Raw genomic sequence first — 18501 nt, 5'->3', positions numbered from 1 at the left:
TCTACCGATAGCGGCCAGTGAGAATGACTGTATTCCGAAACAACCTACTGGATACTTATATGGGGTATGCCTATGAAAACAAACTTGTTATGGGCAGGGATTCTGGCCATCTCCTCTTGTCTTTCTCTGCCAGCCGTCGCAGCCGAACCGGTATCGATACTGGATCAGGTCAAACAGCGCTCAAAGCTCGTTATCGGCGTAGACCCCAGCGCCCCGCCCATGGCGCAGATCGGCGCGGATGGTCAGAGCGTCGGTTTCGCCCCGGATCTTGCCCGTGCCGTGGCTAAAGAGCTGAATGTGAGTGTCGAGTTCAAACCCATCTCCGGAGCCGTTCAGATTCCCGCCATCAAGAACGGCGACATCGATGCGATGTTCGGGTCGACCACACCCACTGTAAAACGTGAGCAGGTACTGGATTTCACCATCGTTTATAACTGGGACTATGTAGTGCCGCTGGTTCGGGCCGGTGACAGTGGCGATATCAAGACCTACACGCCACCCAAACGTGTTTCCACGTCCAAGAACAATTACGCGGCTCAACTCTTCAAAGACCTTGTGCCAACCGGCCAGGTGACGTTCTTTGACAACTACAGCGATGCCGTTGAAGCCCTGCGCTCCAATCAGACAGATGCCGTGCTGCTCAACAGTTTTTCAGCCAAGGCCTACGCCAAACGTTATGGCGACAGCCTGAAGATTGGCGAAGCATTCTTTACCGATCCACAGGCAATCATCGTGCGACAGAACGATTCACTCTGGCGTAATTATCTGAACCATACCATTCAGAAGATCTGGGCCCGTGGCGAGTTTGCCGAACTGTACGAAAAGCATTTTGGCTACAAACCTGAATTCACCCTCTGGTCTCAATACAGACTGCAGCCAGGTATCGAGAATTGATATCGTTCTGGGATGAGGCGAGCACTCTGTTCGCCTCGGCTTTTACCACGACTCTGCTTTTGGCCGTCATAAGCCTGGGCATTACTGCAATCCTCAGTGCGCCTGTCGCTCTGGCACTGCATGCCAGGTCTGCATGGGCCCGGGGATATGTAGACCTCGCGATGAAAGTCCCTTTGATCGTCAAACTTTTCGTGTGCTTTTATCTTCTGCAACTCAATCCACTGATATGCGGAGTCATTGCGCTTGTACTGCATCAAGTCGGGTATTGCGCCGAAATCCTGTCGGGAGGGCTGAGAGCCGTTCCCACCGAGTATGAAGACGCAGCTCTGAGTTCAGGTTTGTCATGGTCGAGAACCGCTTTTTCAATCCGGCTACCGGAAGCCTTGCGTCTGGTCGCTCCCTCGCTGGTACTGCAAACCGCAGAAATCATTAAAAACACCTCGATAGTCTCGCTCATTGGTGTTGTAGAACTCACCGGCGCATCGGAAACATTGCAGTCTCAAACCTTTGAATACTTGCGCGGTTTCCTCGCCGCAGCGGCCTCCTATGCAGTGCTGACACTCCCGATAATGGCCGCCGGCTATTTCATGGAAAAAAGATTACGGAGCAGGATATGAAAACCGTCCTGTCCATTATTGGCAGATACCGATTGCTGATCATCCTGGCTCTTTTTGGTGTATGGGCTCTGATCGATCCGATCTGGAAAGAACTGGCTTCGTCCTGGCCGTTTTTTCTGGAGGGTCTTTATACGACAGCCATCTATTCCCTGGCAGGCGTAGTACTGGGTTTGCTCTTCGGTGGATTATTGGCAAGTCTGCGGCTTGCCGGAGGCCTTGCGGGTTTTATCGGGGGCTTCATTGTTGTAGCCACTCAAGCCGTGCCGCCGCTCTTCATTATCAGCGCAGCCTATCTGGTATCACCGGAGGTATTACCGTTCAGAGTGACACCCGCAACGGCCGCAGTCGTGGCACTGACCGTGATCGGGGGAAGCTATTATTGCGAAGCCCTGCGCAGTGCAATCGCGGGAGTCGAACAGCTACAGATCGAAGCCGCTGAAATCACCGGCCTGTCACGCAGAACAACATTGCTTCGCATCATATTGCCCCAGGCGCTTATCTCCTGCGTCCCGGCGCTGGGCGCGATCTCCATTGTGGTTTTCAAGCTGTCCACACTGCTTTATCCACTCGGAATTACCGACTTCTTCAGAACAACCGTACTGGTGAATAACCGGGTGGTTGCGCCTTGGCAGTGCTACGCACTTATTGCCGGTTTTTACTATGTCATGAGCGATGTTCTGCAGTGGGTCATCAACCGGATATCCGCACGCATTTCCGGCAATTCAACCCTGGAGCACGAGAACCAGAGCGCCAAAGTTGCCGTTAGTTGAAACCTCATACAAGGAGTAGACCATGACCACTCAACGCCAACTGCACCTGGCTGCATTCGGCGCTCTTGGGGGTAACCACATTGCCTCCTGGCGTCATCCGAAAGCCGACACTGCCCAGGTGCTCAGCGCCGCCTACTACAAAGACTTCGCCCGACTGGCCGAGCGAGGTCTTTTCGACCTGATCTTTTTCCCGGACATTCTGGCCGTCGCACAGGACCGGGATAAAGACGGCTTTAAAAACATTGCCAAGGGCATTCCCTTTCGGGCGGAACCTATCAGCACGCTCGCACTGATTGCCGGTGTAACGGAGCATATTGGTCTGGTGGGCACGGTATCGACAGCCCACACGCAGCCCTTCAATGTTGCCCGCACCTTCGCCTGGCTGGATCATCTCAGCGGCGGGCGCGTCGGCTGGAATATCGTGACGACTGCCAGTGAAGCGGAGTCGCGCAACTTCGGGACAAGCCTGCCGCCCCATGACGAGCGGTACGCACGCGCTGAAGAGTTTGTCGCCGTGGTACGAAAGCTTTGGGACAGCTGGAAGGATGATGCCATTCTCGGCGACAAGGAGAACGCACGGTTTGCCGATCCGGCACGGGTGAATCCCGTCGGCCATGAAGGCCGGTTCTATAAGGTTGAAGGCCCGCTTAACGTACCTCGCTCACCTCAAGGCCATCCCGTGCTGTTCCAGGCTGGCGCTTCCGATGTCGGCAGAAGCTTTGCTGCCCAGACTGCCGATGCCGTGTTCTTTGCAGCTCAGACTCGCGAGGACGCGCAACGAATCGGCTCGGATATCCGTCGGCTGGCGCAGCTCCACGGGCGATCGGCCGAAGGGGTACGCCTGCTGCTGGGTGTTCTGGTTATTGTCGGTGAGACCGAAGAGCAGGCCCGTGAGAAACAGGCCGAGCTGGGGCGTTTGCTGGAACCCGAGGTGGGTAGAGCCCTGTTATTTGAACTCATTGGTGTCGACCTGTCTGACTGGCCGCTGGACGGCCCGTTTCCAGAACTCGATCCCGCGGCCGTTCCCGGTATTAAAAGCCGATATGAATTACTTCGGGACATGGCGAAACGTGAGCAGATGACGCTCAGGCAGGTCATCGAGCGCGTCGCCAGCGCGGCAGGTCATCTTGTAGTGGTGGGTAATCCACAGCAGGTAGCCGACCAATTGCTGGACTGGTTCGATGCGGGGATCGTGGATGGCTATGCGGTCATGTGGCCACATCTGCTGGGAGGCATACAGGACTTCGTCGACCTGGTCATACCTGAACTGCAACGACGCAATGCTTACCGCACCGCTTACACGGGCAATACGCTGCGCTCGCACCTGGAGTTGCCCGATATCGACTGGCCAGCGTGAAGCCGGGGGCAAATGCCCGGCAAAGCAAAGCCCCATCTCAAGGCAGGTGGGGCTAAAAGGATTGGGTCAGATTTTTTGACCCGAGACTTACACAATGAACTCTGGGTAATTGATAGACAGCGGAATTTCTTTATGCGGATTGAAAGAGTCGTAGGGATTTGAAATATGCCCTTTCTTGGTCGGATGCCGCGTAAAGAAAATCAGCATGTCCCGCGTGGCTCGTGAATCACTCACGGAGGCATGAACAGGCGAGAGACTGTGTTTGCGTTCGTGATCGACGATCAGCAATGTATCCAGAAACTTTTTGTGCTGTGCCTGCCCCAGACGATATTCGGGGTTGGCCTCATTCCAGCGGGTGCCATTCTTTTCTCTGTTGTCATGGATAAACGTGATCGCACTGTTATCCGTAATATTCTCTTTGCCCAACAGAGTTGTCATCGTATGGTCGACCCCATCGGCATGCACTCCCTCCAGGGCAGGCTCTCCGAGCAATTCAGGTGTCGTGATGGTTCTCAAGTTGAAAACCGTGGACACCAGGCTGGTGGAATCATAATCAAGGCTTGGCCGCGGGCTTATAGAAGTGTCCTTGATCAAGTAGGCCTTGAAAAGCAGCAGCGCTTGAAACGCACGGTTCAATTGCAGATCGTCACCAATCCCCCTGAACTCTCTGACTTTCCCCGAGTCATGGCGAACAAAGTCTTCCTGGGCAGAAAGAACAAAAGGTTGAAACTCTATCCTGTTGATCTTTGAGTTGGCGAAGTCCAGCTCAAAACGCCCGTTCCTTGATTCGCGAAAAGGCAGGGTTGGATCAGGAGGCAGGTTATCGCTGACACTCTTGAGCGCTTCAAGATCCTCGTCCGTGGCCCCCAAGCCTTTTACGATTCTCGTTACATCATCCCCGTCCAGAGAAATGAAGCTTTCCCTGACATACGCGGATTTTACTTCAGACAAAAAACTGACCAGATTAAAACTACCCATTTTAAACCTCATTTAAATGATTGCTGCCATGCACTGATGAGTTTGATATCACTGAGACGTTTGGCCACGAGGATACGTGGACCACTTACTTAATATGCTTCACCCCTCCTACACCATTGACAATCCCGAAAACCAAACTCAAAATCCTTTATCACTTTATGTCTTCAGGGAAGAACATGTTAAAAGCCAGGTTTCACAATAATGCCGTCCTGCTTATTTCCTGCCTGTTCGTTGTACTGTGGTCCACCGGCTTTATCGTTGGAAGAATGATCGTTGGCTCCGCGTCTCCCAACATCTTTCTTGCCAGTCGTTTTTTTCTTTCCTTTTTACTGTTCACTTTCGCAGCGGCCTTGCTGAAAAAAATATGGCCTCCACTTAATGAGTGGCACAAGCACATATTCGCGGGCCTGCTCATTAACGGTCTTTATCTGGGCGGAAGCTACTGGGCCATTTCAAAAGGATTGCCCGCCGCCCTGATGGCTCTGCTGGGTGCCCTGCAACCGCTGCTGACGGTCGTGATTTCGATAGCCTTTCTGAAGGGAAGAATCGCGCCCCTTCAAGCGCTGGGCATCTTCATTGGACTTTCCGGCGTAACCCTTGTCCTTTCCCCGTCATTTCAAACAGGCAGCCACATTGATTACTCGTTTTCAGTCTTGCTGATTGCCATACTTTCCGTTTTCTCGATAACGTTTGGCACCATCCTGCAAAAGACTTCACTTGGAAAGTCTGAACTTCTGCCCTCCATGGCCATACAGAACCTGTTTTCATCGGTTGCTGCACTGATATTTATCCTGCTCCTTGACGAGTCACACCTGATCGTCAATGCAAACTTTATATTTTCTCTTGCCTGGGCCGTATTGGTCTTATCAGGATTGGGAACGCTGTCCCTGGTCTGGCTGATCAGAAACGGGGACATGACCAAGACAACATCCCTGTTACTACTCGCTCCGCCTTTGGCGGCATTAGAGGCTTGGGCCTTTTTTGGAGATAAGCTCGTGCCGATACAGATTGCCGGGTTTATCCTTTCATTACTGGGCGTCTGGTTTTGCAGGGTAAAAATTGCTCCCCCTGTTACCCAATAGCTCTAATCACTTCTGTTTGCCGATAATTCCTCAGCGAAACCGCTGAGGAATTATCGCAACCCTCACCCAGACTTGTGGCCCCGTGAGAAACTCCAGATCTTTTGGACCTCCATTGAAAATGGTGAGTTTTAACTCCATTTGATTGTGTCGTCAGGAGTGGTTTATTTCTTGTGAAAATTTAGAGTAGATAATAATCACGGGCTAATATTTGGCAACTACCATTTTTCAACATGTTTATTCCAGCCTGGAATATACTTCGACTGACACGTGGTTCTGTAAAGAAACATTACACTGAGGTGTGATTTTTCAGAGTTTACTTTCCACACAAATAACCTTATAACTTCTTTTTATAAGAGCACTTCGGATAGCTTTTATCCGGGACCGGACTCTTCGCGAATGAATTCGCTCCTACGCCGTTTTAAACGCAGCATGACCGCCGTGTAGGAGCGAATTCATTCGCGAAACTGTTTATTGTGCGGTGAGCACAGCAGGAGGTGTGTTCTTTTTCATGGCGAAGATCAAACCGGCCATAATACACAGCGCACCAATGGTCCCGGCAAACCCCAGAGACTCGCCAAAGAAGGAAAATGCAAACAAGGTGGCAAAAAGAGGATCACTGGTTTCGATGATCTGGACCTTGCTCGCCTCTCCCTGATGCACAGCTTTGGTCGTGAAATAGAAGCCGCCAATAGTGGGCAGCAATACCAAGGCCGCGATTGCCAGTAGCGAAATACCGCTTGGGAATACAAAGCCCTCTCTGAGCAAAGGCACCGACAGATAAAGACTGCCGAAACCAAAGAGCCAGGCCAGTTGTGGCAATCCACTCCCCATGTTCATCAGTTTGGAAGTGAAGATGAACAAGGCATAACCCAACCCGGCCAGCAGCGCGAGAGTGACCCCAAGGTAGCTGCCGCTGATCTCTCCTTCGTAGCTCAGAATCAGGTAGACGCCCGCGAGGATGGCTGCAAAAGCGACGACTTTGTTGAACCCGATTCGCTCACCGAGGAACAAGGCAGACAGGATGATGGTCATGCCTCCAGCGGCATAAAGCAGAAATGCCACCAACGGGATGGACGCTTCCTGAAAGGCCCAGGTCTCGAAAAAGTAGAGGCAGAATATTCCCAGGAAGGCGAGCACAGCGAATTGAGGCCACTTGCTGGCCAGTGCCAGAGTTTCGCGCCTGCGCTCCTGAGTGATAGCGCAATAGAGGGCAATGACAAGAAAGGCTCCGAAACACTTCCAGAACGCAATCTGATTGGACGTTGAACCGTTTGCAAAGCCCACACGGGTCAAGGCTCCGATAGTACCGTTCAGAATCGCGGCAATCAGGGCATAAAACTCTGGGCGTTTAAATAAGCTGGCACTCATGGACATTCCTTACCTGGAAATGGAGAAGCCGCGTCATCGATGAAACGGCGGCATGCTTCCTTGCACAATGCGCTGGATTTTATAGCGCACAAAAGAAAAATGCCCGGTTTCAGCAATCATGCTGGAACCAGGCATTTTCAGTCGCATCAAAAGCAGCGATTTTACTCTCTGCTGTTGTGCTGATATATGGTCGGGGTAAGGGGATTCGAACTCCTGACATCCTGCTCCCAAAGCAGGCGCGCTACCGGACTGCGCTATACCCCGTTGAAATCAAGACACCTCAACAAGCTGCCTGCGATCTGATGCTAATGGCATCATATCTTTAAGATTCGGCTTCAAAGATGACTTTGAAACCAAAAATGGTGGGTCGTGTGGGATTCGAACCTACGACCAATTGGTTAAAAGCCAACTGCTCTACCAACTGAGCTAACGACCCAAATTATGGTCGGGGTAAGGGGATTCGAACTCCTGACATCCTGCTCCCAAAGCAGGCGCGCTACCGGACTGCGCTATACCCCGACTGAAACAACCTTGAACCTGGTGAAATCTGGCTCCACGACCTGGACTCGAACCAGGGACCCAGTGATTAACAGTCACTTGCTCTACCAACTGAGCTATCGCGGAACTTCAATTTCAGATTCAACTTACTGCATTGAATCAACTCGCTGTTAACTCGTTAATTCAACCTCTTCGACCTTTTCGCTTTGTTTGCAACGTTGCGTTCACGTCTCTGAGGCGCGCTATTCTACATTTTCAAAAACACCTGTCAACCCTCTAAATTGCTTTTAAGACAATGATTTGCGATTTTTTTTCAGATCGCCTGCGCACTCCCTGCAAACCCGATTCCTGCACCGCCAGCCGCCCCTATAAAAAAGGGCCCTCACCAGGAGAGCCCTTCCGTTCAGCTATATAAAGAAGCAATCAGCCAAAAACGATCTCGCCATCCACCACCTTGCCGGTGATGCTGGAGCCTGGCACGAAGCTGCCCGACAGGATCAACTGGGCCAACGGGTTTTCGATCCAGCGTTGTATCGCACGCTTGAGAGGCCGTGCGCCATACACTGGGTCGTAACCAATGGCGATCAGCTTGTCGAGGGCTTCCGGGCTCAATGTCAAGGAAAGCTCGCGCTCTGCAAGACGGCTGCGCAGACGTCCCAGCTGAATCTCGGTAATGCCCGCGATCTGATCCCGTGCCAACGGCTCGAAGATCACCACTTCGTCGATCCGGTTGATGAACTCCGGCCGGAAATGTGTACTGACTGCATCCATCACCGCAGCACGCTGCGCTTCACGATCACCTACCAGCTCCTGGATCTGTGCAGACCCGAGGTTGGAGGTCATGACAATCACGGTATTGCGGAAATCCACCGTGCGACCATGGCTATCCGTCAGGCGCCCATCCTCCAGCACTTGCAGCAGAATGTTGAAAACGTCTGCGTGCGCCTTCTCGACCTCATCGAGCAGGATCACCGAATAAGGCTTGCGACGAACAGCCTCGGTCAGATAACCGCCCTCTTCATAACCGACATAGCCCGGTGGCGCACCGATCAGGCGAGCGACGGAGTGTTTCTCCATGAACTCGGACATATCGATCCGTACCATGGCCTCTTCGGTATCGAACAGAAACTCAGCCAGCGCCTTGCACAGCTCAGTCTTACCGACACCAGTCGGGCCCAGGAACATGAAGGAGCCGCTCGGGCGATTAGGATCGGACAACCCGGCACGGGAACGACGCACGGCGCTGGCCACAGCCACTACGGCTTCACTCTGGCCTATCACACGCTTGTGCAGCAGGCTTTCCATTTTCAGCAGCTTCTCACGCTCGCCTTCGAGCATTTTCGACACTGGAATGCCTGTCCACTTGGAGACGACTTCAGCAATCTCCTCCTCGGTCACCCGGCTGCGCAGCAACTGGTTTTCCGGCTTGCCGTGCTGATCGACCATCTGCAGGCTGCGCTCCAGGTCCGGGATGATGCCGTACTGCAATTCAGCCATGCGGTTCAGATCACCGCGACGACGGGCCGCTTCCAGCTCCTGGCGCGACTGCTCGATTTTCTGCTGGATCTGCGCCGAACCGGTCACTTCAGCCTTTTCCGAAGCCCAGACCTCTTCAAGATCGGCGTACTCACGTTCCATACGCTCGATATCGAGCTGCAGCTTTTCCAGACGCTTGATTGCCGCCTCGTCCTTTTCCTTCTTGAGGGCCTGAGATTCGACCTTCAACTGGATCAGACGACGCTCAAGACGGTCGAGCACTTCTGGTTTGGAATCGATTTCCATGCGAATGCGGCTGGCCGCTTCGTCGATCAGGTCGATGGCCTTGTCCGGCAACTGGCGATCCGTGATGTAGCGATGGCTCAGTTTGGCGGCCGCAATAATCGCACCGTCGGTAATACCGACTTTATGGTGAACCTCGTAGCGCTCTTTCAAACCACGCAGGATGGCGATGGTGTCTTCTTCGCTAGGTTCTTCCACCAGCACTTTCTGGAAGCGGCGCTCAAGGGCAGCGTCCTTCTCTATATATTGGCGATACTCGTTGAGCGTGGTCGCGCCGACGCAATGCAGCTCGCCACGAGCCAGAGCCGGCTTGAGCATATTGCCCGCATCCATAGAGCCTTCACCTTTACCGGCACCGACCATGGTATGCAGTTCGTCGATGAACAGGATGATCTGGCCTTCCTGTTTACTCAGCTCATTGAGCAGCGACTTCAGGCGCTCCTCGAACTCACCACGGTATTTGGCACCGGCAATCAATGCGCCCATGTCCAGCGATAGCAGACGCTTGCCTTTAAGGCCGTCCGGAACCTCGCCATTAATGATGCGCTGCGCCAGACCTTCGGCGATGGCGGTCTTGCCCACGCCGGGTTCGCCGATCAGCACCGGGTTGTTCTTGGTCCGCCGTTGCAGGACCTGAATGGTCCGGCGAATCTCATCGTCCCGCCCGATCACCGGATCAAGCTTGCCCTCTTCGGCGCGCTTGGTCAGGTCGACGGTGTACTTGTCCAGAGCCTGACGCGACTCTTCAACGTTGGGGTCATTGACCGCGCCACCGCCACGCAGGTTATTGATGGCATTCTCAAGCGCCTTCTTGCTCACGCCCTGACCGAGCAGCAACTTGCCCAGCTTGCTGTTCTCGTCCATGGCGGCAAGCAGCACCAGCTCGCTGGAAATGAACTGGTCGCCCTTCTGTTGCGCCAGACGATCAGCCTGATTGAGCAGGCGCGCCAGATCCTGGGACATGTTGACGTCGCCGGTAGGGTTCTGGATTTTCGGCAGATGGTCGAGCTCTTTGCTCAACTCTTTGCGCAGGCTGTTGATGTCAAAGCCCACTTGCAGCAATAAAGGCTTGATGGAGCCGCCTTGCTGTTCGAGCAAAGCCTGCATCAAGTGCGCAGGCTCGATGGCTGGATGATCCAGGCCCACGGCCAGCGATTGGGAGTCTGATAAAGCCAATTGCAACTTGCTGGTCAATCTATCGATACGCATTAGTCACCTTCCTTCAAAGCAGGCCGGAGCAATGAACACACCTATAACGAAAACCTGCTGGATAGTCAGTTAGATGTGGACGATTCTGCGGGTTTCAAGCTCGACTTGATTGATGCACATCAGCCCGACGCGCAAGCCAGCCATAACGGGCTGCACCAGGAGGCCTGCAATCAGGCTTGATCTATCCAGATCAGCGAGGCAAAACGGCCAGTGGTGGCACTACGGCGGTAAGAAAAGAAACGTGAGTCAGTGAACGTATCCAGTCCGCCACCATGGACTGATAAAACACCATAGGCGGCCAGCCGTAAACGTGCAAGGGCGTAGATATCGGCCATGAAACGCCCGGCATTGGCGCTTGGGATAAAGGCATCGGCCGTTTCAGGATGGGTTGCCATGAAGGTTTCCCGAACCTCTGGACCAACCTCGAAGGAAGGCTGCCCGATGGCTGGACCAAGCCAGACCATGATCTCCTCCGGTGCAACCTGCAAACTGCTGGCAGTCGCCTCAAGCACACCTGCCGCAAGGCCACGCCAGCCGGCATGTGCAGCAGCGACTCGGGTGCCATCGCGACGACAGAACAGAGCGGGCAGGCAATCGGCGGTCATGATGGTGCAAGCCACGCCGGGCGTGTCGGTCCAGCTTGCATCGGCCTCGGCCACCGAGGAAGGATCGGCATGCGCCACAACAACACCGTGTACCTGACGCAACCAGGCAGGCTGCACATTCAGTTGCGATGACAGGTATTGGCGATTACTGGCGACTGCTTGCGGGTTGTCACTGACGTGATCGCCCAGATTGAAGCTGTCGAACGGAGCCTGGCTGGCTCCGCCCGAGCGGGTGGTGATGCAGGATCTGACGTGCGCAGGCGCAGGCCAGTCTGGAATCAGCCAGTCACTCACCCGATGAATGCCTCGCGGTCCTGCTTGAGCAACGACAGCAGCCAGACGAAATCGTCAGGCAGTGGCGACTCCCAGCTCATGCGCTGGCCGGAGACCGGGTGATCCAGCTCCAGGAAACGGGCATGCAGCGCCTGACGCGGGAAAGTCTTCAACGACTCGACCATGGTCTGGCTGGCTGCTGGCGGGATACGGAAACGACCGCCATAAGCCGGATCGCCCACCAACGGATAGTTGATGTGCGCCATGTGTACGCGGATCTGGTGAGTGCGACCGGTTTCCAGCTTGACCCGCACGTGAGTGTGGGAGCGGAAACGTTCGAGCACGCGGTAATGACTGACCGCCTGCTTGCCGCCTTCCATTACCGCCATGCGCTGACGCTGCTGACCATGACGCCCGATCGGCGCATCGATCTTGCCGCCAGCGGTGACGACACCGATGACGATGCATTCATAGATGCGGCTGACACTGCGGTTTTGCAGTTGCGTCACCAGTTGAGTCTGGGCCTGAATGGTCTTGGCGACCACCATCAGGCCCGTGGTGTCCTTGTCCAGACGATGCACGATACCGGCGCGCGGCACGTTGATGATGTCCGGGACGTGATGCAGCAAGGCATTGAGCAAGGTGCCGTCGGCATGACCTGCGGCAGGATGCACCACCAGGCCGGCGGGTTTGTTGATCACCAGGATCTGGTCGTCTTCGTAGACGATATCCAGCTCGATATCCTGAGCAACCCACTCGCCCTGAGCTTCCTGCTCGGCAATCAGTTGCAGGACAGAGCCACCGTGAACGATGTCACGCGGGCGCAGGACACCGCCGTCCACAGTCAGACGGCCGTCCTTGATCCAGGCGGAAAGGCGCGAGCGCGAGTGCTCTGCGAATAATTGTGCGGCGACTTGATCGAGGCGTTGACCGCCCAATTCGGACGGCACCTCTGCGCGAAGTTCTATATTTTCGGACATGGCCAGACTAGAAGGCGCGGCTAGCCTTTGGTTTCGGCAGCGCGCTTGTGGTTAAATACGGCGTCTTTTGCCCCGCGGGTCTTGCGGGGCGCTCATCATAACAGGACGGCCCCGCCCAAGACAGCAGGCCGTTATAGGGACGCAAGCCGCCATGCAAGTGAAACACCTGCTGCTGATCGCCATCCTCGCACTGACTGCGGCCTGTTCGTCGAAGGAAGTCATCGACGAGAACCTCAGTGAGGTCGAGCTGTACCAGCAGGCGCAGGCCGACCTGGACAACAACAGCTACAACAGCGCCACCGAGAAGCTCAAGGCTCTGGAATCACGCTATCCGTTCGGTCGCTATGCCGATCAGGCACAGCTTGAACTGATTTACTCGAACTACAAGAACAGTGAACCCGAGGCCGCCAAGTCCGCTGCCGAACGCTTCATTCGCCTGCACCCGCAACACCCTAACGTCGACTATGCGTACTACATGAAAGGCCTGACCTCCTTCGACCAGGACGTCGGCCTGCTGGCGCGCTTCCTGCCACTGGACCAGACCAAACGTGACCCGGGTGCTGCACGCGACTCGTTCAACGAGTTCGCTCAACTGACCAGCCGCTACCCGAACAGCCGTTACTCGCCTGACGCCAAGCAGCGCATGATTTACCTGCGCAACCTGCTGGCGGCATACGAAATTCACGTAGCCGACTACTACCTGACACGTCAGGCCTATGTCGCCGCCGCCAACCGTGGCCGCTACGTTGTGGAAAACTTCCAGGAAACACCTTCGGTCGGTGATGGCCTTGCAGTGATGGTCGAGTCCTATCAGCGCCTGCACCTCGACGATCTGGCAGCTACCAGCCTCGAAGTCCTGAAAGCCAACTACCCGAACCACCCGCAACTGGCTGACGGCCAGTTCACGCCTCGCCAGGCCGAAGCCGACAACCGCACGTGGCTGTCGAAAGCGACTCTGGGCCTGATCAATGGCAGCGCGCCTTTGCCACCGGGCGAAACCCGCGCCAACCAGGACATCCAGAAGCAGTATCAGGATGCCAAGGACGCCATCCCGAAAGAATTGCTGCCGGAAAACCAGGCAGAGCTGGATGAGCAGGCCAAGGAAGCTGAAGAAGCCAAAGGCAACAAAAGCCGCTCCTGGTTCAGCTACATGACACTGGGTCTGTTCGACTGAGACCGGTGATCACAAGAAAGAGGCCTGCGGGCCTCTTTTTTTGTGCCACACATTTGCGGGAGCGAATCGGGCGGCGCTCCGCTTATCCGCGATGACGGCCTCTTCGCGAATAAATTCACTCCTACTTCATTCCCGCCTGCGCCTTGGCTACACTGCGGGCTATTCAATCATTAAGCTGGTAGTCATGATTCGCATAATTATGTGGGTCGCGTTGATCGCGGCAGTGGTGTGGTTCGTCAAGCGCCTGCTCAACCCTCCTGCCCCCAAAAAACGTGAAGAACCGCCAGAAACTGCGGCATCGCCCATGGTACGTTGCGCCCATTGTGGCGTTCATCTTCCTCGTGATCGTGCATTGAGCCAGGAACAACAATGGTATTGCAGCGAGTCGCACAGGCTAGAAGGCCCAGCGACTCGTGACCGCTGAGACGCTTTCACTCGGCAGCCCCCAAGCGCAACGGATTCTGCGGCTGTATCACCTGTATCGACTGACCATCGGCATCGTGCTGGTGCTGTTGATTTCCAGCGACCTGGACACCGAACTGTTGCAACTGGCCAACCTGAATCTGTTTCGGGCTGGCTGCTGGCTGTATCTGGTGTTCAACATTCTGGTTGTGGTGCTGCTTGAACGCCCCAGCCATAAAGTCCAGCTCTTCAGCCTGGCAGTGACCGATGCGGTGATGCTGTCAGGGCTGTTCTATGCCGCGGGTGGTACTTCCAGCGGCATTGGCAACCTGCTGATTGCCTCGGTCGCCATCAGTAATGTCCTGTTGCGCGGTCGCCTCGGTCTGCTGATCGCCGCTGTCTCTGCCATCGGCATCATTTACCTGACCTTCTACATCAGCTTCATCAGCCCGCTGGCCTCGAACGACTATCTGCAGGCCAGCACACTGGGCGCCTTGTGTTTTGCCGCCGCCATGCTGGTACAGGCACTGACCGCCCGTATGCAGGTGAGCGAAGTACTGGCAGAACAGCGCGCCGCCGATGTCGACAACCTCGAAGAACTCAATGCCCTGATCCTGCAACGCATGCGCACCGGCATTCTGGTGCTCGACTCGCGACGACAGGTCCTGCTGGCCAATCAGGGTGCATTGAGCCTGCTGGGCCACGAGCAACTGGTCGGTCAGGTCATCGACCAGTATTCGCCACAACTGGTAGATCGCCTCAGGCAATGGCTGATCAATCCGATCATGGCGCCACGCAGCATCTCGACCTCCGCCATCGGTCCGATCCTGCAACCGAGCTTCGCCGCACTCAATCGGGGTGACCAGCGCCAGACGCTGATTTTTCTGGAAGATCTCTCACAGGTTGCCCATCAGGCCCAGCAGTTGAAGCTTGCCGCACTGGGCCGCCTGACGGCCGGCATCGCTCATGAGATCCGCAATCCGCTGGGCGCCGTCAGCCATGCCGCGCAATTGCTCAATGAGTCGGAAGAGCTGTCAGGACCGGATAGGCGGCTCGGGCAGATCATTCACGACCAATCGCGACGCATCAATGTAGTGATCGAGAACGTCCTGCAACTGTCCAGACGCCGCGAAACCGAACCCGAGCTGCTGGACCTGAGAGCCTGGCTGGAGAATTTCGTAGCAGACTTTCGCAGCTCTGCGCCTGCCAACCAGTTGGTCCACACCGAAATAGGCCAGGGCATGCTCACCACGCGCATGGACCCGGAGCAACTGAATCAGGTGCTGACCAACTTGCTGCAGAATGGCTTACGCTACAGCGGCATGAATCATGAGACAGCGCAGGTCTGGCTGAAGCTGTTTCACAACCCGGAAAACGACTTGCCTACCCTGGAAGTCCTTGATGACGGGCCTGGCGTGTCCGAACAGCATCTGGCCAAACTCTTCGAGCCCTTTTTCACCACAGAAAGCAAAGGTACGGGCCTTGGCCTCTACCTTTCCCGCGAGCTGTGCGAAAGCAACCAGGCACATCTGGATTACACCCTTCGCCATGAGGGCGGTAGTTGTCTGCGCATCACTTTCGCTCACCCGTTCAAGTTGAGCTGAGCATGACCCAACGGCAAAAGATCCTGATAGTCGATGATGAGCCGGACATTCGTGAACTCCTGGAGATCACGCTCGGCCGGATGAAACTCGACACCCGTAGCGCCCGCAATGTAACCGAGGCCAGAAACTGGCTGGCTCGCGAACCCTTCGACATGTGCCTGACCGACATGCGCTTGCCTGACGGTAATGGCCTGGAACTGGTGCAGCATATTCAGCAGGTTTACCCACAAACGCCTGTGGCGATGATCACCGCCCATGGCAGCCTGGATATGGCCATCCACGCACTCAAGGCAGGTGCCTTCGACTTTCTGACCAAGCCGGTAGATCTGACCCGGCTTCGCGAACTGGTCAGCAGCGCCTTGCGACTGCACCCCGGCACTCAAACGGAACGCAGCATCGACAGCCGTTTACTGGGCAACTCACCACCGATGCGCGCCCTTCGCAAGCAAATCGACAAACTGGCGCGCAGCCAGGCTCCGATCTATATCAGTGGCGAATCGGGGAGCGGCAAGGAACTGGTCGCCCGCTTGATCCATGAGCAAGGGCCACGCATCGACAAACCCTTCGTGCCGGTCAACTGCGGCGCAATCCCGTCAGAATTGATGGAAAGCGAGTTCTTCGGCCATCGCAAAGGCAGTTTTACCGGCGCTCATGAAGACAAGCCGGGCCTGTTTCAGACAGCCAATAACGGCACGCTGTTTCTTGATGAGGTGGCTGACTTGCCGCTGGCCATGCAGGTCAAACTGCTGCGTGCCATACAGGAAAAGTCCATACGCAGCGTCGGCGGTCAGCAGGAGCAAGTGGTGGATGTGCGCATTCTATGTGCCACCCACAAAGACTTGAGTGCCGAGGTTGCTGCCGGGCGCTTCCGGCAGGATTTGTATTACCGCCTGAACGTCATCGAATTGCGAGTACCGCCCTTGCGTGAACGGCGCGAAGATATCGATCAACTGGTCGGCAGCGTTCTGCAACGCTTGGCCACCAACTGCGGTCAGGCGGCAGCGCGCCTCCACCCGCAGGCACTGGAAACCCTGAAAAGCTATCGCTTCCCCGGCAACGTTCGCGAGCTTGAGAACATGCTGGAACGCGCCTATACGCTCTGCGAAAACGATGAGATCCACGCCAGCGACCTTCGTCTTGCTGAATCCGGCACACCCCAGGAGCACGACGGCCCCAATCTGGCCGACATCGACAATCTGGAAGATTACCTGGAAAGCATCGAACGCAAACTGATCCTGCAGGCCCTGGAAGAAACCCGCTGGAACCGGACCGCGGCAGCACAGCGCCTGAGCCTGTCATTCAGATCTATGCGTTACCGGTTGAAGAAGCTGGGGTTGGATTAAGTGAAGTGCGGGAGCGAATCGGGCGGCGCTCCGTTCATTCACGAAAACGCCCCGCCGACGCATACGGAGCCGGATCGATGATCGGCTCACGCCCCACCAGCAGATCAGTCAGCAACTGGCAGGACGCAGGTGCCAGCACCAGACCATTACGGTAATGCCCGCAATTCAGCCAAAGCCCATCGAAGCCGTCCAGCGGGCCGATAAAGGGAATGCCTTCGGGCGAGCCGGGGCGCAACCCTGCCCATTGGGCGACAGGTTCGGCGTTTGCCAGTTCGGGAATCAATTCGATGGCCGAAGCCTTGAGGCTTTCCAGCGCCGAAGTGGTCGGCGTCTTGTCGAAGCCTTCATGCTCCAGCGTACTGCCGATCAAGATATGACCGTCACGACGCGGGATCGCGTAACGCCCCTTGGCCAGCACCATGCTGGACAGAAAGTCGGACGCACACTTGTAGAGAATCATCTGGCCCTTGACCGGCTCAACAGGCAATTCCAGGCCCAGGGTCTTGAGCAATTCGCCGCTCCAGGCACCGGCTGCCAACACGACCCGATCAGCCGGAATATCGCCCGTTTCCGTGCAGACACCCCGAATGACGTTGCCCTCGCGAACGAATCCCTTGACCTCGCATTGCTCACGAATCTCGACATTGGGCAGCGCCAGTAACGCCGCCTTGAGGGACTTCACCAATCGCGGATTACGCACATTGGCCACATCAGCCATATAAATCGCACGTGAGTAGCCTTGCCCCAGCGCCGGCACAGCATCGTGAACGGCCGATACATCGACACTGCTCAATGGTCGCTGCTCGCGGGCCGCCCACTCCAGCGCTTGCTGTTCATCGTCCAGATCCAGCCAGTACAAACCGGTCTTGTGAACTTCAGGGTCAACGCCTGTCTGGGCAAAAAGGCGCTCGGCCAGATGCGGGTAAAAGTTCTGGGACCAATGCGAGAGGGCCGTAACTGCCGGGCTGTAGCGCCATGGATAGAGTGGCGACACGATCCCGCCGCCCGCCCATGAAGACTCCTGACCGACGCCGGAGCGATCAAGCAACACGACACTGGCCACCTCGGCGGCAAGGTTGAAGGCAGTCAACAACCCGATAACACCACCACCGACGATCACTACATGTTGCTTGTGCATTTTGGTCTCTAGGCAAAGAAAAAGGAGTTAACGCCCCCAGCAGTCCTTGGTTGTCACGCCGCTGGTGGCGCCTGTATTGCTGATTGCCCCGGTGTTCTTGATGACAAAGCTGCCGCACTTGTCGCCGTTCATGAGCGAGCCAGCGACAGGGCTGGCGGTCAAGGTGAAGTCTGCGGCATTGAGGAACGAGCCAATACCGTAATAACTATTGCCGGTACTCAATCCTGTTGCTCCGACGTAGGTGCCATTTCTTGAAAAGAAACGCTCAAGCGCCTGAGTCTGCTCCGAAAGCAGGCTGGCAATGGCCGAGCGCTGGCTGCGCTTCGTGTATTCGACATAACTGGGGTAAGCAACAGCCGCCAGAATACCGACAATCGCAACGACGATCATGAGTTCGATCAAGGTAAAGCCTTTGGATACTGCTCGCATG

Annotated in this window: 16 protein-coding genes and 4 tRNA genes; 9 read left to right on the top strand and 11 right to left on the bottom strand. The window is 55.7% G+C overall.

Annotated elements, in window-relative coordinates:
• The first annotated feature begins 72 nt into the window (after positions 1–72).
• The 4 genes from JL015_RS13145 to JL015_RS13130 are packed head-to-tail and all read left to right on the top strand — an operon-like array spanning position 73 to position 3638.
• Complete coding sequence (locus JL015_RS13145) at positions 73–894, top strand: substrate-binding periplasmic protein (RefSeq protein ID WP_201018746.1); 822 nt, start codon at positions 73–75, stop codon at positions 892–894.
• Positions 891–1511: an amino acid ABC transporter permease gene (locus tag JL015_RS13140; protein WP_201018745.1), complete on the top strand. Its 621-nt coding sequence runs from the start codon at positions 891–893 to the stop codon at positions 1509–1511. The genes JL015_RS13145 and JL015_RS13140 overlap by 4 nt, the downstream gene beginning before the upstream one ends.
• Positions 1508–2281 (top strand): ABC transporter permease subunit, encoded by a 774-nt coding sequence (locus tag JL015_RS13135; protein ID WP_201018744.1) that lies wholly within the window; start codon positions 1508–1510, stop codon positions 2279–2281. Before JL015_RS13140 ends, JL015_RS13135 begins: the two co-directional genes overlap by 4 nt.
• A gap of 22 nt (positions 2282–2303) precedes the next feature.
• Positions 2304–3638, top strand: coding sequence for an LLM class flavin-dependent oxidoreductase (locus JL015_RS13130; protein ID WP_201018743.1), 1335 nt, complete (start codon positions 2304–2306; stop codon positions 3636–3638).
• A gap of 87 nt (positions 3639–3725) precedes the next feature.
• Here the strand turns inward: JL015_RS13130 and JL015_RS13125 are convergent, their stop codons facing one another.
• The gene (locus tag JL015_RS13125) at positions 3726–4616 is read right to left on the bottom strand and encodes a 2OG-Fe dioxygenase family protein (protein WP_095067756.1); all 891 of its coding nucleotides are present in this window, start codon (positions 4614–4616) and stop codon (positions 3726–3728) included.
• Between the two features lie 176 nt (positions 4617–4792).
• On the opposite strand from JL015_RS13125, the gene JL015_RS13120 reads away from it, so the two are divergent.
• Complete coding sequence (locus tag JL015_RS13120) at positions 4793–5698, top strand: DMT family transporter (RefSeq protein WP_201018742.1); 906 nt, start codon at positions 4793–4795, stop codon at positions 5696–5698.
• Positions 5699–6166: 468 nt separating this feature from the next.
• Here JL015_RS13120 and JL015_RS13115 read toward each other — a convergent pair whose 3' ends face one another.
• The 8 genes from JL015_RS13115 to rluD all read right to left on the bottom strand — a co-directional run bounded on the left by JL015_RS13115 (position 6167) and on the right by rluD (position 12410).
• Positions 6167–7066, bottom strand: coding sequence for a DMT family transporter (locus tag JL015_RS13115; RefSeq protein ID WP_201018741.1), 900 nt, complete (start codon positions 7064–7066; stop codon positions 6167–6169).
• A 187-nt stretch (positions 7067–7253) separates the two neighbouring features.
• Positions 7254–7330 (bottom strand) — tRNA-Pro (locus JL015_RS13110).
• A gap of 96 nt (positions 7331–7426) precedes the next feature.
• A tRNA-Lys gene (locus JL015_RS13105) sits at positions 7427–7502 on the bottom strand.
• Positions 7503–7508: 6 nt separating this feature from the next.
• Positions 7509–7585, bottom strand: a tRNA-Pro gene (locus tag JL015_RS13100).
• Positions 7586–7614: 29 nt separating this feature from the next.
• Positions 7615–7690 (bottom strand) — tRNA-Asn (locus tag JL015_RS13095).
• 297 nt (positions 7691–7987) lie between these two features.
• A complete protein-coding gene (clpB, locus tag JL015_RS13090; protein WP_201018740.1) occupies positions 7988–10552 on the bottom strand; it encodes an ATP-dependent chaperone ClpB in 2565 nt (854 codons plus the stop codon).
• Positions 10553–10722: 170 nt separating this feature from the next.
• Positions 10723–11451 carry a peptidoglycan editing factor PgeF gene (gene pgeF / locus JL015_RS13085; RefSeq protein ID WP_201018739.1) on the bottom strand — a complete coding sequence of 243 codons (729 nt, stop codon included), beginning with the start codon at positions 11449–11451 and terminating at the stop codon, positions 10723–10725.
• The gene (rluD, locus tag JL015_RS13080; RefSeq protein WP_201018738.1) at positions 11448–12410 is read right to left on the bottom strand and encodes a 23S rRNA pseudouridine(1911/1915/1917) synthase RluD; all 963 of its coding nucleotides are present in this window, start codon (positions 12408–12410) and stop codon (positions 11448–11450) included. The genes pgeF and rluD overlap by 4 nt, the downstream gene beginning before the upstream one ends.
• A 151-nt stretch (positions 12411–12561) precedes the next feature.
• On the opposite strand from rluD, the gene JL015_RS13075 reads away from it, so the two are divergent.
• The 4 genes from JL015_RS13075 to JL015_RS13060 all read left to right on the top strand — a co-directional run bounded on the left by JL015_RS13075 (position 12562) and on the right by JL015_RS13060 (position 16933).
• Positions 12562–13584, top strand: coding sequence for an outer membrane protein assembly factor BamD (locus JL015_RS13075; protein ID WP_201006320.1), 1023 nt, complete (start codon positions 12562–12564; stop codon positions 13582–13584).
• 184 nt (positions 13585–13768) lie between these two features.
• On the top strand, positions 13769–14008 hold the full coding sequence (locus JL015_RS13070; protein WP_268939647.1) for a PP0621 family protein: 240 nt from the start codon (positions 13769–13771) through the stop codon (positions 14006–14008).
• Positions 13998–15590, top strand: a complete 1593-nt coding sequence (locus JL015_RS13065; protein WP_201018736.1) for a sensor histidine kinase — start codon at positions 13998–14000, stop codon at positions 15588–15590. Before JL015_RS13070 ends, JL015_RS13065 begins: the two co-directional genes overlap by 11 nt.
• Positions 15591–15592: 2 nt before the next feature.
• On the top strand, positions 15593–16933 hold the full coding sequence (locus JL015_RS13060) for a sigma-54-dependent transcriptional regulator (RefSeq protein WP_201018735.1): 1341 nt from the start codon (positions 15593–15595) through the stop codon (positions 16931–16933).
• Between the two features lie 34 nt (positions 16934–16967).
• On the opposite strand, the gene thiO is transcribed toward JL015_RS13060, so the two are convergent.
• A complete protein-coding gene (thiO, locus tag JL015_RS13055) occupies positions 16968–18071 on the bottom strand; it encodes a glycine oxidase ThiO (RefSeq protein WP_201018734.1) in 1104 nt (367 codons plus the stop codon).
• A 27-nt stretch (positions 18072–18098) separates the two neighbouring features.
• Positions 18099–18500, bottom strand: a complete 402-nt coding sequence (locus tag JL015_RS13050) for a type IV pilin protein (RefSeq protein ID WP_201018733.1) — start codon at positions 18498–18500, stop codon at positions 18099–18101.
• Position 18501: the final 1 nt, after the last annotated feature.

Origin of the sequence: Pseudomonas cichorii (assembly GCF_015471405.1) — a bacterium.
In the GTDB taxonomy this organism is placed as follows: Bacteria; Pseudomonadota; Gammaproteobacteria; order Pseudomonadales; family Pseudomonadaceae; genus Aquipseudomonas; species Aquipseudomonas serbiensis.
This window is presented reverse-complemented; position numbering and strand designations above follow the sequence as displayed.

What these genes read in the sequence shown, in the direction of transcription:
- JL015_RS13145 (WP_201018746.1), top strand. Translation starts at nt 73, where the DNA reads ATGAAAACAAACTTGTTATGGGCAGGGATTCTGGCCATCTCCTCTTGT.
- JL015_RS13135 (WP_201018744.1), top strand. Translation starts at nt 1,508, where the DNA reads ATGAAAACCGTCCTGTCCATTATTGGCAGATACCGATTGCTGATCATC.
- JL015_RS13130 (WP_201018743.1), top strand. Translation starts at nt 2,304, where the DNA reads ATGACCACTCAACGCCAACTGCACCTGGCTGCATTCGGCGCTCTTGGG.
- JL015_RS13125 (WP_095067756.1), bottom strand. Translation starts at nt 4,616, where the DNA reads ATGGGTAGTTTTAATCTGGTCAGTTTTTTGTCTGAAGTAAAATCCGCG.
- JL015_RS13120 (WP_201018742.1), top strand. Translation starts at nt 4,793, where the DNA reads ATGTTAAAAGCCAGGTTTCACAATAATGCCGTCCTGCTTATTTCCTGC.
- JL015_RS13115 (WP_201018741.1), bottom strand. Translation starts at nt 7,066, where the DNA reads ATGAGTGCCAGCTTATTTAAACGCCCAGAGTTTTATGCCCTGATTGCC.
- clpB (WP_201018740.1), bottom strand. Translation starts at nt 10,552, where the DNA reads ATGCGTATCGATAGATTGACCAGCAAGTTGCAATTGGCTTTATCAGAC.
- rluD (WP_201018738.1), bottom strand. Translation starts at nt 12,410, where the DNA reads ATGTCCGAAAATATAGAACTTCGCGCAGAGGTGCCGTCCGAATTGGGC.
- JL015_RS13075 (WP_201006320.1), top strand. Translation starts at nt 12,562, where the DNA reads ATGCAAGTGAAACACCTGCTGCTGATCGCCATCCTCGCACTGACTGCG.
- JL015_RS13070 (WP_268939647.1), top strand. Translation starts at nt 13,769, where the DNA reads ATGATTCGCATAATTATGTGGGTCGCGTTGATCGCGGCAGTGGTGTGG.
- JL015_RS13060 (WP_201018735.1), top strand. Translation starts at nt 15,593, where the DNA reads ATGACCCAACGGCAAAAGATCCTGATAGTCGATGATGAGCCGGACATT.
- thiO (WP_201018734.1), bottom strand. Translation starts at nt 18,071, where the DNA reads ATGCACAAGCAACATGTAGTGATCGTCGGTGGTGGTGTTATCGGGTTG.
- JL015_RS13050 (WP_201018733.1), bottom strand. Translation starts at nt 18,500, where the DNA reads ATGCGAGCAGTATCCAAAGGCTTTACCTTGATCGAACTCATGATCGTC.